General features: G+C 72.5%; 7 protein-coding genes. 5 read left to right on the top strand and 2 right to left on the bottom strand.

What is annotated here, in order from left to right:
• Nucleotides 1–64 precede the first annotated feature (64 nt).
• Nucleotides 65–1,663, bottom strand: coding sequence for an MFS transporter (locus ABD120_RS14045; protein ID WP_343950282.1), 1,599 nt, complete (start codon nucleotides 1,661–1,663; stop codon nucleotides 65–67).
• 500 nt (nucleotides 1,664–2,163) lie between these two features.
• Here ABD120_RS14045 and ABD120_RS14040 point away from each other — a divergent pair, with 500 nt between their 5' ends.
• Genes ABD120_RS14040 through ABD120_RS14020 form a run of 5 tightly spaced genes read left to right on the top strand, consistent with a single transcriptional unit; the run spans nucleotide 2,164 to nucleotide 14,119 of the window.
• Entirely contained in the window at nucleotides 2,164–2,883 is a 720-nt protein-coding gene (locus tag ABD120_RS14040; RefSeq protein WP_343950281.1) for a ribosome-inactivating family protein, read from the top strand.
• Nucleotides 2,884–2,913: 30 nt separating this feature from the next.
• Nucleotides 2,914–6,837 carry a DUF6603 domain-containing protein gene (locus ABD120_RS14035; RefSeq protein WP_343950280.1) on the top strand — a complete coding sequence of 1,308 codons (3,924 nt, stop codon included), beginning with the start codon at nucleotides 2,914–2,916 and terminating at the stop codon, nucleotides 6,835–6,837.
• A complete protein-coding gene (locus tag ABD120_RS14030) occupies nucleotides 6,834–9,128 on the top strand; it encodes a hypothetical protein (protein ID WP_343950279.1) in 2,295 nt (764 codons plus the stop codon). The genes ABD120_RS14035 and ABD120_RS14030 overlap by 4 nt, the downstream gene beginning before the upstream one ends.
• Nucleotides 9,125–12,814 carry a hypothetical protein gene (locus ABD120_RS14025; protein WP_343950278.1) on the top strand — a complete coding sequence of 1,230 codons (3,690 nt, stop codon included), beginning with the start codon at nucleotides 9,125–9,127 and terminating at the stop codon, nucleotides 12,812–12,814. Before ABD120_RS14030 ends, ABD120_RS14025 begins: the two co-directional genes overlap by 4 nt.
• Before the next feature lie 9 nt (nucleotides 12,815–12,823).
• Entirely contained in the window at nucleotides 12,824–14,119 is a 1,296-nt protein-coding gene (locus ABD120_RS14020; RefSeq protein ID WP_343950277.1) for a hypothetical protein, read from the top strand.
• Between the two features lie 4 nt (nucleotides 14,120–14,123).
• Here the strand turns inward: ABD120_RS14020 and ABD120_RS14015 are convergent.
• On the bottom strand, nucleotides 14,124–16,255 hold a 2,132-nt coding region (locus ABD120_RS14015; protein ID WP_343950276.1), incomplete at its 5' end, for a WD40 repeat domain-containing protein.

Genomic DNA, 16,255 nt, shown 5'->3' with positions numbered 1-16,255 from the left:
GCCGATTCGGCGCCCGGCCGACCGTGACGCCCAGCCGACCAGGGCGCCCGGCGCCCGCTTCCGCTCAGTCACGGACCCCTTCGCTCAGACCCGTCTCCCGCCCGGTCGCGGGCCCGGTCGCGGGCCCGGTCGCGGGCCCGGTCGCGGGCCCGTCACCTAGATCCGCCTCCCGCCCGTTCACGGGCCCGTCACCTGGATCCGCCTCCCGCCCACTCACGGGTCCGTCGCCCAGATCCGCGACCACCGGGTCCTGGGTCGGGGCGAACGGTCCCAGCCGGGCCAGGGAGCGGGTCGCGGCCAGCGCGGCCCCGGCACCCAGCAGCGCCATGACCGCGAAGATCGCGGCCGTCCCCGCGAAGGCGCGCTCCCCCGCCGGTGCCCAGCTCGCGTACAGGCTGCCGAACGCGGCCACTCCCGCCGCCCCCGCGATCTGGCCGTTGGTGGTGATGACGCCGCTGAGGTCGGTGGCCCAGCGGCTGCCGATGGCCTCGGTCATGTGGCCGATCAGGGAGTTGGCGCTGATCCCGAGGCCGAACCCGCCCAGCGCCAGCGCCGCCAGCAGCGGCGGCCCGTCGCCCGGACCCCACCACACCGTCACGGCGACGGCGGCATACGACAGCGCCAGCAGCGAGCAGCTCGCCGCCGGGACGTACGGCGCCAGGCGTTCGGGCAGCCGGGCCGTCAGCAGCCCGCCGACGCCGAAGGCCGCGACCCACGGAACCATCACCAGGCCCGAGTAGGCCGGGCTTCTGCCCAGCCCCTCCTGGAGGTGGTGCGCCAGGACGAACAGCAGAGCCAGGTAGCTCGCGCTGGTCAAGGCGTGGGCGAGCAGGGCCCAGCGCAAGGGCGGGAACACCGCCATCCGCAGGTTGACCAGCGGATGGCCGCCGCTCGCACCGAGGCGGGCCTGGGAGCGTACGAACAGGATGCCAGCCGCCGCCGCGCAGAGGACGCACGCCCAGACCCAGGCGGGCCAGCCGTACTCGCGGCCGAGGACGAGCGGCCCGACGGACAGCACCAGGGCGACGGTGAGCAGCCAGACCCCCTGCCAGTCCAGGGCCCGCCGGTCCTTCCGGGCCGCACGCGGCAGCACGCGCAGACCGGCGAGGAACAGGGCCGCGCCGATGGGGAGGTTGATCAGGAAGATGGTGCGCCAGCCGCCGCCGAACAGGTCCGCGTCGATCAGGACCCCGCCCAGGACCTGCCCGGTGATCGCGCCGCCGGACAGCGACACCGCGAACAGCCCGAGGGCACGGCGGCGCGCGGGCCCCCGGAAGTGGAGTTGGATGCCGCTCAGCACCTGCGGGACCATCAGCGAGCCCGCCGCACCCTGGAGGAGCCGGGCGGCGATGAGCAGTTCCGGCCCGGAGGCGATCCCGCACAGCAGGGAGGCCACGGTGAAACCCGCCAAACCCCACATGAAGACCCGCTGGTAGCCGTAGATCCCGCCCAGCCGGGCCCCCGTCACCAGCAGGACGGCGTGGGCCACGATGTAGCCGGACACCACGAGATCCACCTCGCCGTCCGAGGCTCCGAGGCCGCTCTTGATCGAGGGTCCGGCGGTGTTCACGATCGCCGTGTCGATGTTGGCCATGAACTGCCCCGCCAGAAGTACGAGGAGCAGCCACCTGCCCTTGCCCAGCCTGTCGGTGGATGTCTTCATCGGATTGCCGCCTCTCCGCTCTTCACGCCGTGCGGTGAGAGAACACCGCGTGCGGGGGCGGGGTTGCACCCGGGCCGGCCACTACCCTGCCGGTCCGGTCGCGTACGCGGCGTATATACGCTCAGCTCAGCCGCCGACCCGTCGGCAAATTCTGAATTACCGGGTCGGCGATCGGCCGAAGAGTCATTGTGCTGTCCCGGCCGAAATGGCAAAGTCATGCAGAGAAAAGCCGCCTTGGGATATGGACAGGAGGCCACGCTGCGCGGAAATCACTTCGGCGGCGCCGTCGGCCGGTTACGGTCCGAAAAAAAAAGAGAAAGCCTCTGTCCCTTTCCACATCGGCCGGCGGGGGTCGTGATCCCGGCCTTTGACACGGGTGGTCGGCCACATCCCGCGAGGACGTTCGAAGGGCGATGATGGCGAAGACACAGTTTCCATGGCGGGTGGAGGTTCAACCGGACAACCGGGCGACGCTCCTCGCCAACAGAGCCGATGTCCACATGGGAGCGAAGTCCCTCAACTTCGACCCGGAAAGCGTGCCCCACGGGGGCTGCCTCCGCGAGATCGTCAGGTTCCTGCGCGACAGGTACAACAGCTACAACGCGGACACCGGCGATCTGCGGTTCTGCTGTGTCGACCTGAAGCTCGGCGGCACCCGGACGAATTGGCAGCGCACCGGAACGATTCAACTGTACTTCCTGAAAGAGAACCTCTATCTGGTCGGCTGGACGATCGACAACGACCCCGCGTACATAAAGGTCGGCGACGACAGCTTCCCGCAACCCGCGCAGGCGGCCCGCCGGAACCCGGGTAAGGGCTTCCCTGTCGAGCATGTGTCGGCCGCGGGCCACAAGCTGCTCGGCAGGCAGGCTTTCGAGGATTCCGTGTGCGAACTCTACGACTTCCTCGCAGGCAAGAAGGCGGGCAAGAACGTCGACCACAAGGGCTACATGCTGGCCTTCAGCCTGGTCATCAGAATGACCTCGGAGCTGGCCCGGTTCGGCGCGCATTTCGAGGACTTCATACACCGGTGGTGGTCCGACGACTGGGACCAGAGGAACGAACTCACCAAGGACGGCGTCAGCCTGCCGCCCTTCGACGCCGTGATCAACTTGTGGATCAAGATCCGGCGGAAGGCGAGAGACGGCACCGGCGCACCGGAGGAACTCTCCCAGAACGACTGCAACGCGATCCTGGGCGACGGAGTGAGGCTGCGCTGACCGGCCCCGAGAAGAAGAGGTGACATCACCGTGGACCTTGACGCGCTGCGGGCGCACGTGGCGGGTCTGGGCGACGCGCCCACGCTGAGCGCCGCCGACACCGCCCTGCCGGACCGGTTACGTGACCTGCTTGGCACGTTCCCGGACGGCGGCTGCCTAGGCACGGCACCGGTGGCGGTGAACGCGGGGGGCGATTCGCTGACGCTGTCCCTGACCTGCGCGCCCATCACCTGGCTCGCCGTCACGGTAACCACCGTGAGCGCGACGGTGACGGCCAAGGGCACGGTCACGGTCACCCTCGGCGGGCTGTTCGACCAGGTCGAGATCACCTCGGCGGTGACCGCGACCGTCGCCGGCCAGCTGACCGCCGAAGTACGGCCGGTCAAACCGGGCGCCTTCGCCGCCGCGCTGGAGGACCTGGGCGAGCGTTTCGGCGGGGACCTGTGGCCGAGCGCGCGGGACGGGCTGCACGAGTTCGGCTTCGCCCCCGAGAACGTCGCCGGCTTCGACATCCGGCTGACCGAGGGAGCGACCGGCTACCAGGCCCGGTCCGTGGCGGTGGTGGCCGCGCTCGACGTCAAGGGGCTGCCGCTCCAGATCGCCCTGTGGCTGCCCGACCTGCGCATCACCGGCGCGCTGCGCGAGGACCAGCCGCTCAAGGTCCGGTCGCTGCTCGACTCGTTCGGCATCCCCTCCGGTGAGGTGCCCGGCGAGCTGGCCGTCAGCGCTCTGTCGTTCGCCGCCGCCCTCGGAGACGCCTATCTCTTCCGGATGACGGTCACCGGCCTGTGGTCGATCGGCGACCTCAAGGTCAGTTCCCTCTCGCTGGCCCTCTCCTACGACAAGACCGCGAACTTCGTGGCCGGCATCGCGGGGACCGTGGCGATCGGCTCGGCCGTCGAGCTCGCCGTCTCCGCCTCGAAGAGCTTCGGCAAGGACGGCGGCTGGTCGTTCAACGGCGGTCTCGCCCCCGGTACGGCACTCGGCATGACCGAGGTGACCTCGGCCCTCAGCCTGCCCGACCTGCCCGAGCCGCTCGCGAGCCTGGAACTGACCAGCCTGTGGTTCTCCCACGACACCGCCGCCGGCGGCTTCGACCTCACGGTTCAAGGGGACATGCCGATCACCGACGAGGTGCGCGCCTCGCTCGGGGTGAGGGTCACCAAGGGCAAGTCCGGCACCGAGTACGCCGGGACGCTGGACGTCGCCGGTTACGAGTTCGAGGTCGTCTTCGACAAGGACCGGTCGGGTACCGACGTCCTCGTCGCCGCGTTCCGAGGCGGCGACGACGGCGTCGAGATCGTGCTGCGGGACCTGGTCGCGCACTTCTCCCCCGACCTGGCGGCCGACGTCCCGGACAGTCTGCGGATCGATGTGAAGGATGCCAAGTTCGTCCGGGTGAAGCCCGCGAGCGACCCGGCGCGGTTCCTGGTCGGCGTCGATCTGTCGGCGTCCGTCGACCTGTCGCGACTGCCCCTGGTCGGCGGGTTCCTGTCGAAGGTGGGGACGCTGAGCGTGGAGAACCTCCAGGTCCTCTACAGCTCCGGCGACATCGACCAGCAGGCGACCGGCGTGGTCAACGGGCTGCTCGGGCAGGCGCAGGTGGTGCCGCTGCCGCAGGCGGGGCTGAAGACGGGCGTGGCGGCGCTGGCGGACCTGAAGATCGGGAACGCGGCCACGCCGGTCGCTCTCGACGTGCCCCCCTCGAAGCAGGTCGCGCCGTCGGCGCCGAAACCGGCCGCCCCCGCCTCCGCCGTCCACTGGATCTCGGTGCAGAAGAAGCTCGGCATCATCATGATCAACCGGGTGGGCGTGCAGTACCAGCACAACAAGCTGATGTTCGCGCTGGACGCGGGGGTCACGCTGGGCCCGCTGTCCCTGACGCTCGACGGGCTGAGCGTGGGCTCGCCGCTGGACAAGTTCGCGCCGACGTTCGACCTGTCCGGGCTCGGCATCTCGTGCATCGCCCCGCCCGTCGAGATCTCCGGCGCGCTGCTGCACCTGCCCGCCGACGAACTGGCCGCCGATGTGGCCTTCCAGTACGACGGCGCCGCGACGATCGCCCTGCCGAGCTTCTCCCTGGCGGCGGTGGGCTCGTACGCGCAGATGGAGGACGGCCAGCCGTCGCTGTTCGTGTTCGCCCAGTTGGAGGCGCCCCTGCTGGAGGTGCCGCCGGTCCTGATCACCGGGTTGATGGCCGGGTTCGGCTTCAACAGGGAGCTGACGCTGCCGACCTCCGCGGCGGAGGTGCCCCACTTCCCGCTGCTGGCGCTGCACCAGCAGGGCCCGGACAAACAGGGCCCCACCCAGGTGCTGGACGTCCTGGAAGGACGCGAGCCGGCCGCCCCCGACTACCCTGCCCATCCGTGGATCGCCCCGCGCGAGGGCTCGTACTGGCTGGCGCTGGGGGTGGAGTTCAGCGTGGCCGAGGTGGTGAACGCCAAGGTGCTCATCGCCGCCGAGTTCGGCCAGGAGCTGGCGCTGGCCGTACTGGGGACGGCGATTCTCCAGCTGCCGCTGCCCGCCGAGTCCGCCACCCGCACCTACGTCTACGCCGAACTGGGCCTGGAAGCCGTCATCCGGCCCAGCAAGGGGACCTTCACGCTGGGGGCGCAGCTGTCGGCGGCCTCGTACGTGCTCACCCCCGCGTGCCATCTGACCGGCGGCTTCGCCTGCGCGGTCTGGTTCGGGCCGAGCCCGAACGCCGGGCAGTTCGTGGTCACGCTGGGCGGCTACCACCCGGCCTTCCAGGCGCCCGCCTACTACCCGAGAGTGCCGAGGCTGGGCATCGACTGGGCGGTCGGCCACGGCGTGTCGATCAAGGCGGAGGCGTATCTGGCGGTGACGCCCTCGTGCGCGATGGCGGGCGGCCGACTCGACGTCCGCTACCACTCGGGCCCGGTCGAGGCGTGGTTCACGGCCAAGGCGGACCTGCTGGTGTCGTGGCGGCCGTTCTCGTTCGAGGCGGAAATCTCGGTCAGCATCGGCGCCTCCTGCACGATCAACGCCGGGTTCTTCCAGAAGACCATCTCGGTCTCGGTCGGCGCCGACGTGGAGCTGTGGGGTCCGCCGATCGGCGGTACGGTCACCGCCCACCTCGCGTGCTTCACCGTCACGATCAGCTTCGGCTCCGACCGGTCCGGCTCCGACACCGGGCCGCTGGGCTGGCCGGAGTTCGCCGCCATGCTGCCCAAGCCGGCGGACATGATCACCATCGCGCCGGTCAGCGGCCTGGACAAGACCGTCGCCGACGACGCCGGCGGCGCCGAACGGTGGCTGGTCCGCTCCCGTGACCTGCGGTTCTTCACGCAGTCCGCGATCCCGGCGAGCCACCTGCGCACCGGTGACACCCCGCTCTCCTCGACTCAGCCCTATGACGGGCCGCCGGTGGACGTACGCCCGATGAAGCTCGGCGGTCTGGTCGGCGAGCACCGTCTGAAGCTCTACCGGGGGGGCGAGGCCGTCCAGACCGACGGCTGGACCCTGACGCCGCGCGTCCGGAACCTGCCCGCCTCCTTGTGGGGCAGCCCACCGGAAAGGGTCAAATACGGCCCCCTCGAAGTCGAGGCGCCTCGGCAGCCGGACGCCGAGGTGGTCCCCGGCCGGCCGGTCGGGTTCGACGTCCAGGCGCCGCGACCGTCGCTGGCCGCCTCGCGCGGGGTGTTCCCGCTGAGCGAGTACACCGAGGACGAACTGCCGCCCGGCCTGTCACCGCTGCCCCTGCGGCCCGCCGTCAACGACGACTTCGCCTTCGCCGCCGAGGCGTCGAGCGTGGACCTCATCGGCCACGCCGACCGGGGCGACGCCAGAACCGGCCGCGACCAGGTGTACGCGGCCCTGGCCGAGGCCAAGCTGTTCACCGGCCCCAACGACTCCCTGGCCGGCCTGGCGAACGGCGCCGGCCACCTGTACGGCCAGGCCCCCATGGTCCAGAACGCAGGGAGCCGGACGTGACCCCCAGCCCGCAGCATCCCGCCCGCGACACGATCCCGCTCGGCGACATCGAACTGCACGACGACTACCTGCCCGCCCTGCCCGCGGGCGACTACCGCGTCGAGGTCACCCACACTCTGGGGACCGGCCAGCCGGGGGACAGAGAGTTCACCACCGTGCAGAACCTCACCGTCCGGGGCCCGCAGGTCGCGATCGACCCGAGCGCGGTGCTGGCCAGGCAGCCGCCGGACGCCTCCCGGGGCCGGTTCGCCGAGGTGCTGCCGCACGTGGTGCTCGGCGACCCCATGCTGCCGTGGGAACGTACCCTGCGGGGGGCAGGCAGCGGCACCCCCTGGCTGGCGCTGCTGGTGCTCACCGACGACCAGTTCGTCGGCGGCGCGGACGCCCCCACCCGTACGGTCTCCGGCACCGTCGGCGACTTCCTGGCCGCCGACCCGGCCGTGCTCAAACCCGACCTGAAGCGGAAAGCCGACGTCGGCACCGCCGATCCCTGCGTCTACATCCAGGTCGCCGCCGAGGACTTCCGCGCGGTGGTGCCCCGCCTGGACGAGCTGCGGTTCCTGGCGCACTGCCGGGGCGCCAACACCGGGGACCGGCCGATCCTCGGTCTCCAGGAGGACGGGCTGTTCGCCGTCGTCGTCGCGAACCGTTTCCCCTCGGCCGCAACCGACGCGACCAGGAACATCGTGCACCTGGTCGCCCTGGAGGGCCACGAGCGGATCCTCGTGGCCGACCCGGACTTCCAGGGCCGTACCTCGGTGGCGCTGCTGTCGCTCGCCAGCTGGTCGTTCTGGGCCTACCCCGACCCGCAGGCCGACTTCGCCGACCTCGCCGAAGGGCTCACCCGCACCCCGGACGGCGCCCCGGCCGGCCGCCAGGACATGTGGCTGCGGCTGGCCTCCCCCTACCCGGACGCCGACGGCACCCCGGCGCCCCGGCGGCAGGTGGCCAGGCGGATCAACGACGGTTATGTGCCGCTGCCGTATCTGACCCGATCCGGCGAGGCCACCTACGGCTGGTACCGGGGGCCGCTCACCCCCGTCGTCCCCACGGCCACCCCGGCGGCGGCGCGGGCCACCGCCGCCGACGCGCTGATCGGCTACGACCCCGCCTGGGGCGGTTTCGACCTGTCGCTGGCCACCGCGTTCGAGACCGGCCGGTCGCTCACCGTCGCCGACGCCGCCTTCGCCCAGCACCTGCTGGCCTTCAAGCACGCCGCCCGGCACCTGGTCGACACCCTCTACCACCAGGCCACCAGCAACCACCTGCCGCAGGACGGCGACGGGCCGAGGACCGCGCGGGACGCGTTCGGCGCCTTCCTGGACGGCGGCCTGCTCACCGCCCTCGGCGCCTCGCCGGGCAGACCCGCCGCCCCGTGGTCGCCGCCCCCGCCGACCGCGCCGCCGCCCGACCCTGCCCAGGCGCTTCGGGACTTCCTGGGATCCGACGCCACCCGGGCCGCCCTCGCCGAGGCGCTGGCCGACGGCGACGGGCTGAAGGAGCACTTCGACCCCGTCGTACGGTGGCTCGGACGGCTCATGCTGCTCTACCCCGTGCCGTTCACCCACCTGGTGCCGGACGAGCGGATGCTGCCCAAGGAGTCGCTGCGTTTCTTCCACCTCGACCCCGGCTGGCTGGACGCGCTGGTCTCCGGTGCGCTGAGCCCCGGCGCCCAGTCCAGCAGGGACACCGTCCAGGACGAGGTCGTGGCGGCAGCCGTCCGGGTGGCGGCGGCACGGACGGCCGCCGCGCACCGCGACACGCTGCGCGGCACCGACCCGGCCGCAAGGGACGGCCTCGGGCCGGTCTCCGGCCTGCTGCTGCGTTCCGCGCTGGTCTCCGGCTGGCCGAACCTGGTCGTCCGCGCCGTCGGTGCGGACGGCGAGCCGCTGCCGGTGCTGCGCATGGACCACCTGTCGCCCACCGTGCTGCTGTGCCTGTTCGACGGCCTGCCCGCGATGACCGAACTCCGCGAACCGCAGGAGGGCTTCCGGTTCGGCGTCGAGGACCACGGCCTGATCCCGCTGCGGAACATGCTGCCGCCGCGCTCGTCCGCCGACCGGGGGCTCGGTGCGCAGATCGGCACCGACGTCACCTTCCCCGTCCTGGACCACCTGCGACCGGGCGGCCGGGTCCTGGACCTCGGCTCGCTCGTCCCCGCCCTGGCCGCCGCGCTGGAGGCCGCGCACGGCGCCGCCGTCGGCCCGGTCGGGCCCGCCGACCTGGCCATGCAGATGGTGAAGGTCCCGGAAGCCATCCACTTCGCCGGCCCGGACGGAGCACGCCGATGACCCCCGCCCTCGTCGTCCCCGTCAACCTGGACGCCCTCGTGGTCAACTCCGCCCTGCGGGCCCGCGACGGTTTCCGCACCTGGCAGCACAACTACCGGGCGCTGAACGACTTCATGAGCCCGGAACCGGACGAGGGCGACCGGCAGAGCAACGACGCGGACCACGGCCACACCGGCGTCCGCCTGCACTGGACGCTGCCCAGAGGGCTGCGCCACGGCGTCCAGGATCAGCGGACCGGGGAGATCCGGTATCCGCTGCTGCCCAACCGGTGGCTGGTGGTCAGGTTCAGCGGCACGACCACCCGCCGCGCCAAGGCGTGGGTGATCGAAAGCGACTGCCCGTTCAGCACCGCCGCCTACCGTGGCGGGCATTCCTACCTGCTCTCCAGCCCTTACGTGGTCTCGGCGGACACTCTGCGCGCCTGGGGGGCCAGTTCCGACCCCTACCGCAAGGGCATGACGTCCCAGCAGGTCCTCATCGGGCTCGCCTTCCCGCTCACCGACGCCACCCCGTGGACGGAACGCGCCCAGGACGTCCCCCTGTACGTCACCGCCATGGCCACCGGCAACCCGTACTTCACCGCCTACACCCCGCACAACGGCAACGTCTTCTCCTTCCTCGACGACCTGTCCGACGTCCCCGCCGCAGACACGCTCGGCTACCAGGTCGTCGGCTGGTACTCCGACCCGGGCGCCGACATCCTCGCCCTCCCGCCCGGCACCTCCTACGCCGACCACCTCGACCACCTCGGCTGGCAGGACCCGAGGCTCACCGGGCAGGCGGACGCGGTCGTCCCCGCCACCCGCAGCCTGTACAGCGGCACCGCGCTGACCGTCGCCTGGGATCCCGCCGCCACCTCGGCGCCCGCCCCCGACCCCTTGGACACCATCCAGGACAGCGGCGCGCTCAACCTCGCCGTCGGCAACACCACGGAGGACGCCTTCACGGCGCTGGCCGGTCGCACCCTGCACGCCTCCGGTTCCGCGCCCTCGGCCGCCGACCTGCAACTGCTGCGGACGTTCCTGCACAACGTCCTCGACGTCGCCGACGAGAAGGGCGGCGACGCGCGGGTGCGCCGTTCCGTCCACGACGCCGCGTTCGGCGCCTCGGCCGGCGGCCACCACTGGACCGTGGCGCCGCCTCCCGAGGCCGCCTCGTTCACCCCGCCGCCCTGGCTGGCCACCCTCAACGACGACCAGCGCCGGCTGGACGAGCAGATGGGCGAGCTACAGGTCCACCAGTGGCGGCTGAACGCCCTGTGGCTGAAGCACGGCCTGGCCGACGCCCTGTCCCCGCGCCCCGGCGCCGCGCCGGACCCCGACCGGATGCGGCAGGAGCTCGACCAGGACCGGGAGGGGTCGCTCGCCCACACGGTGCGCGCCATGACCGCCCGGGTGCGAGACCTGGCGGCGAAGGTCCCCCAGCCCGCCGAGGCCGGTACCCACCCCGGCGACCACGACGCGCTCGTCGCCGGGATCGACGCCTTCGCCACCGCCAGAGGGCTCGCCGAGGGCGCCACCCTCAAGGCCGTCCCGCACGACCCGTACTGGCAGGCGAGCGACCCGGTGGTCAGCCTGTCCGGCATCCTGCCGCCGGCCGACGGCACCGTCCCCGACGCGCCGCTGCCCGTGCGTCCGCTGCTCGACGACAGCCCCACGTCCCTGGTCAGCGCCGTCACGGTGGCGGGTACGACGGTCACCGCTGCGGCGCTGCCCGCTGTCGCCGGCCTGTCCGCGCTCCCGTCCGCGCTCCCTCGGGAGGTCGCCGGGCTGCTCGCGGAGGGCTTCCTGCTGGATCCGGGCAACGCGCCCGCGCTGGCCGCCGCCACCGGCCTGCCGGCGGACACGATCAGGGCCGTCATCGCCGCGCACCGCCCGGCCGACTACACCGGCACCCTCCCCGCGCTGGGCCTGGACCCCTGGACGCAGCCCTGGCAGCCGCTGATCATGGAGTGGAAGGTCGCCTACCGCCACATCCCGTACGCCGTGGGCACCCAGCGCTGCTGGACCTTCGACGGCACCGACTACCGCTACACCCCCGGCGCGGCCGTCGCCCCCGACCCGGTCACCGTCAGCGGCGTGTCCGCACTCGGCCCGCACCCGCGCTCGCTGCTCGCCGCCCGGCTGAAGGAGTTCGTCGCCCACCACGGCACCGACGACCAGCGCGAGCAGCTCGACGCCTGGGTGGACGCGATCGGCGACTGGGCCTTCCTCGCCCAGGAGCTCACCGGGTTCAACCAGCGGCTGGCCGCCCGCGACACCCGGGCCTTCCGCCGTCCGACCGCCGACGACGCCGACCATCCGCACCTCGCCGGTCTGGCCGGCTACCTCGACGCCGCCACCGACGAGGGGCTGCCCGCCCGCTACCGGGGCCGGGTCACCAGCGTCCCGTACCTGCCGGGAGGCGCCGACTCCCCCTTCCACGAGATGCGGCAGGGGCAGATCCACGTCGAGGAGCTGTTCCTCTACGACAAGTTCGGCCGCGTCCTCGACGTGGTCAGCCCCGACACCGTGACCGGCGGGCTGCACGACTACCGCAACTTCCCCCTCGTCATCGACACCGCGCTGGCCGCCGAGACCTCGCTCACGCCCGCCGTCGCCTCGGTCGCCCAGTTGCCGCCGCGCCCCCTCCAGCCCGCCCGGCTCGACTTCGACCTCCTGGACGCCGCGACCGGCACCCGTACCGTGCGCACCTCGGCCGACCTCAGCCCGGTCGGCGGCTGGATCCTGCCCAACCACCTCGACCGCAGCCTGCTCCTCTACGACCCCGCAGGCCGCCTGCTCGGCACCTTCCGCCTGCTCACCGACGCCCAAGGGCGGCGCACCGGGCAGTGGGAGCCGCCGCCGGACGGCACCCTCACCGCCCTGGACCAGGTCGCGGCGCTCGCCCCCCTGGTCGCGGGTCTGATCCGGGCGCCGAAGCTGGCCACGCAGGCCAACCTCACCGCCTTCCTCGACGCCGTGGACGCGACCCTGTGGACCACCGAGCCGCTCGGCCAGCGCGCCGACCAGAACCTGTCCCTCCTCATCGGACGGCCGCTGGCCCTCGTCCCCGCGCAGCTCCGGCTGTCGCTCCACGGGCCGCCGCTGAGCGACACCCGCTGGGCCGCCACCCTCGACCCGCCGCCCCCCGCCTTCACCGCCCACCGGTTCGCGGTCCGTCTCGGCGACCAGGCCGCCCGCGACGACGGGCTCATCGGCTACTTCCCCGCCGACGACGCGGCCGGGTACCGCTACGACCGCTTCCACAGCGTCACGGAACCCGACGACGGGCAGGACCTCGTCACGCGGATCGGCTCGCCGGACTTCCTCGACCTGGCCTTCGGCGACCCCGCGCCCACCCGGCTGCTGCTGCTCCTGGACCCGCGCGCCGCCGTCCACGCCACCAGCGGCCTCGCCCCCACCGCCAGTGTCAGCGTCCCGGCCAGCCACGTGGACGACGCGCTGCGGCGGCTGCAGGTCCTCTTCCGCTTCGGGCCCGTCCTGACCGCCGAACACGGTAAAGCTCTCGCCTTTCCCCGGCCGGGTGAGAAGCACGGCGACTGGTCGTGGCTGCGCCCGGCGACCGGGCAGGCCCCGTGGACGGCGTACGAGCTGGCTCCGGTTCTGCCGGAGGCCCAGTTCGCCGACGGCGCCACGCTGGAGGACGGCCTGCTCCGGCTCTTCACCGAACCCCCTCTCCCGTAAGGAGGCCCCGTGGCCGACGCCCTTCTGCACTACAGCACCTCCACCAGCCCGTCCCCGCTCCAGGCAGGCAGTTCCGACAAACCCACGTCCAACACCATCAACCTCACCGTCACCGCCCCGTCCGGTCAGCAGGTCTACTGCGACAAGATCGACGTCGCACTGCCCGCGAGCGCGCCGGAAGGCGGCGGCGCCTACTTCACCGCGCCCCCGACCGGAACGATCACCGGCGGCAACTGGAAGCCGCCCCCCGCCCAGCTGAAGTCGGGGAAGGAACTCGGCCTCTCCGCCGCCGCGAACTACTACCACGTCGTCTTCGAGCCGCCCATCCCCGAACTCGACCTCGTGGACTCGCCGCTGAGCTTCGCCATCAGCGGCGAACTGGCCTCGACCGCCGCCGGCGGCTCGCTCGGCTGCGCGATCACCGAGACCTCCGGGACGTCCAGCGGCTCCTACAGCCGCAAGGACCGGCTGGACCTGACCCTGCCCACCGCCGAGCCCGTCTTCTTCCTGCACAGCCTCCTCGCCGTCGCCCCCGACAAGCCGACCCTGCCCCGGACGCGGTTCGCCGCCGGCGCCGAGGTCACCCTCAGCTGGGAGAGCAGCGGCACCTCCTTCCAGGTCTTCGACGGCGACGGCAACTCCCTCTACGAGGGCGTCGCCACCACCTGCTCCATCCCGGCGAGCAAGCTCGTCTGCGACACCACCTTCACCGTGAAGGCGTCCCTCGTCTCCACCAGCCAGCCCGCCAACCTGTACGCCACCCTCACCCTCACCGTCGTCGACCCGACCCTGAGCCGGATGAACATCACCGGGGAACTCGTCACCGCCGACCTGACCGTCCCGCACAAGCTCTCGACCACCCAGACGGACGGGCTGCGGGTCTCCGGGAGCATGACCGCCGATTCGGCGCTCTACGCGAACGGCCAGCTGAGCACCCGCAGCGTGAGCGTCGGCGGCGACCTGACGGTCTCCGGCGACCTGACGGCCGCCCGGAGCCTGACGGTCCGGGGCAAGGCCAACCTGGAGAGCCTGATGGCGCGGGCGGAACGCCTGCAGCCGACGCTCGACGGCAGCGACATCCCCGTCTACGGCGACGGCATCATGCTGGTCTTCGCCGACATCCCCGGCCGGTACGTCGCGACCTTCGCGGTCATGGACGACGGAAGCAACGACTCGGCCTTCGAGGTCGGCATGTGGGACAGCGACCGCGTCTACACGATTCCCCTGCGGAACGGGCAGCGCTGGCGCCTCGACGTCTCGCCGGACCACCCACGCTTCACGTTCTACTGGTTCAGCTTCTCCTGACGGTTCAGGCGCACGCCCGCGCGTACGGCACGCCGGTCACATACCGTGACCATTCCTCGCGGCTGAGGGACTCCCAGATGACGGCGCACACGGCGGCGACCGGGTCTGCGGTGGGGGGCAGGTCCCAGCGGCGCAGATCGGAGTCCCGCGTCCAGGCCGCCTGGTCGTACAGCGGGTTGCTGACCGTCGCCAGCCGCGTGCTGTCCGGCGCGAAGTCCAGCGCGGCGATCCCGTGGTCGTGGCCGGTGAGGGGCGGGCCGACGGTCATGCCCGTGGCCACGTCCCACAGGCGGACCCTGCGGTCGTCGCTCCCGGTCGCCACCAGTTTCCCGTCGGGGCTGAAGGCCACCGCGGTCAGCGCGCCCGAATGGCCGGTCAACGGCCCTTTGATCAGGGTGCCGTCGGCGGCGTTCCAGAGCCACAGGCTGTTGTCCGCCCCGGCGGCCGCCAGCATGGTCCCGTCCCGGCTGAAGGCGAGCGCCTTGGCGGGTACCCGGGTGCTGATCGGCTGTCCCGGATCGCTCGACGCCGCGTCCCAGAGCCAGAGCCCGCCCTCGGCGTTCCCGGCGGCGACCCGGGTGCCGTCGGGGCTGAGGGCGAACTCCACCCGCTCCGGCAGGCGCGTCGTCCAGACGCGGCCGCTCCGCCGGAGTTCCAGGGTGGAGTCGCCGTCCTTGTACTCACCGGGCCTGTTCACCTTGAGCAGGGTGCGGCCGTCGGCGCTCGCCGCCTGGTCCTCCGCCGGGTCGTCGCGAGCGGGCGGGCTGTACTGTTCAGGTGGTTCACGCCGGAACGTGGCGGCATCACGAAGCTCGAACCCCGCGTCGCTCCACGTCGCGACGAACCTGCCGTCCGGGCTGAACCGGACCCTGTCCGCGTAGCCGGCGGGGCGCGCGGCGGGGCTGCCGACCAGCGTGCCCGACGACACCTGCCACAGGGAGACGCGGCGGCCCCCCGCGACCGCGAGAGTCCGGCCGTCCCGCGTGAAGGTCACCGCCCCGGGGCCGTCAGGTGCGGGCAGCGGGCCGCCGACGGCGCGACGGCCTCTGACGTCCCAGACGATGACCTCGGCGGCGCCGGTCACCAGCAGCCGCCCGTCCGGGCTGAAGGCCACCATTGAGGGAACGCCGATGTGCCCCCGCAGGGGCTCGGTCCGCAGTTTTCCGGTCTCGGTGTTCCACAGGCGGACGTAGGTGTCGGCCTGGGTCGCGGTCGTGGCCAGCGTCCTGCCGTCCGGGCTGTAGGCCATGGCGGTGACGTAGGCCCGGTTGTAGATCGGCTCGCGGGCGGGCCTGCCGGTCCGTACGTCCCAGAAGGAGATGTCCCAGCCCTCGTAACTGCTGGTCGCCAGCGTGCGGCCGGTGGGGTCGAAGGCGAGATGCTCCACGTTGTAGTTCTCGGTGGTCGTGATGGTGGAGACCTCGCCCGTTCGCGCGTCCCACAGCCGGACCTCCTTGCCGCGTTCGCCGTAGCCGCCGGCCGCGAGCAGCGTGCCGTCGCGGGTGAAGACGACCTCCCCGCCGGCGTCGGATTCGGGCTTCAGGATCGTGCGGCAGCTCACGGCGGGCACCCGGCAGAGTCTCACCTCGCCGTCCTTGTCATGGATCGCGAGCGTGTGCCCGCCCGGCCGGAACGCCACTGCGGGGACCATCGCGATGGGGTCCTCCCCGGCGGGGACGGGTTTGGCGGGAATCGTGGCCAGGACGGCGCGGGTGCGGGTGTCCAGGATCCGGATCGCGGCCTCGTCCACACTCGCGAGCAGCGCGCCGTCCTCGGAGGAGGCGATCTCGATGACCGGGTGCGGCAGCCCGTCGATGATCGACCGGGTGGGATGGGCCAGGGTGTTGATCAGCGCGTGCCGGGCCTCTGGCGTCCGCGCCACCCGCCAGGCGGCGGTGGCGAGCCGTCCGGCCAGCGAACTGTCGTTCTGCGCGAGCGCCACGCTCTGCGCGGACAACTGCCGGGACAGCGCCTCCAGGCGCGCCCTCTCGTTGGCCGCCGCAGTCCGGAAGGCGACGACCGCCGCCGTGGAGGCGACCAACGCCAGCATCAGTACGGTCGCCCCGACGCCGACGGCCAGCCGACGCCGGCGGGCGGCGGCCCGTTCGCCGGTCCTGAGGAAGTCGGCCGCCGCGC

It is taken from the genome of Nonomuraea longicatena (assembly GCF_039525605.1).
GTDB lineage: Bacteria > Actinomycetota > Actinomycetes > Streptosporangiales > Streptosporangiaceae > Nonomuraea > Nonomuraea longicatena.
This window is presented reverse-complemented; position numbering and strand designations above follow the sequence as displayed.

Excerpts from the sequence above, each read along its gene's own strand:
- ABD120_RS14045 (WP_343950282.1), bottom strand. The coding sequence starts at position 1,663 with ATGAAGACATCCACCGACAGGCTGGGCAAGGGCAGGTGGCTGCTCCTC.
- ABD120_RS14040 (WP_343950281.1), top strand. The coding sequence starts at position 2,164 with ATGGGAGCGAAGTCCCTCAACTTCGACCCGGAAAGCGTGCCCCACGGG.
- ABD120_RS14025 (WP_343950278.1), top strand. The coding sequence starts at position 9,125 with ATGACCCCCGCCCTCGTCGTCCCCGTCAACCTGGACGCCCTCGTGGTC.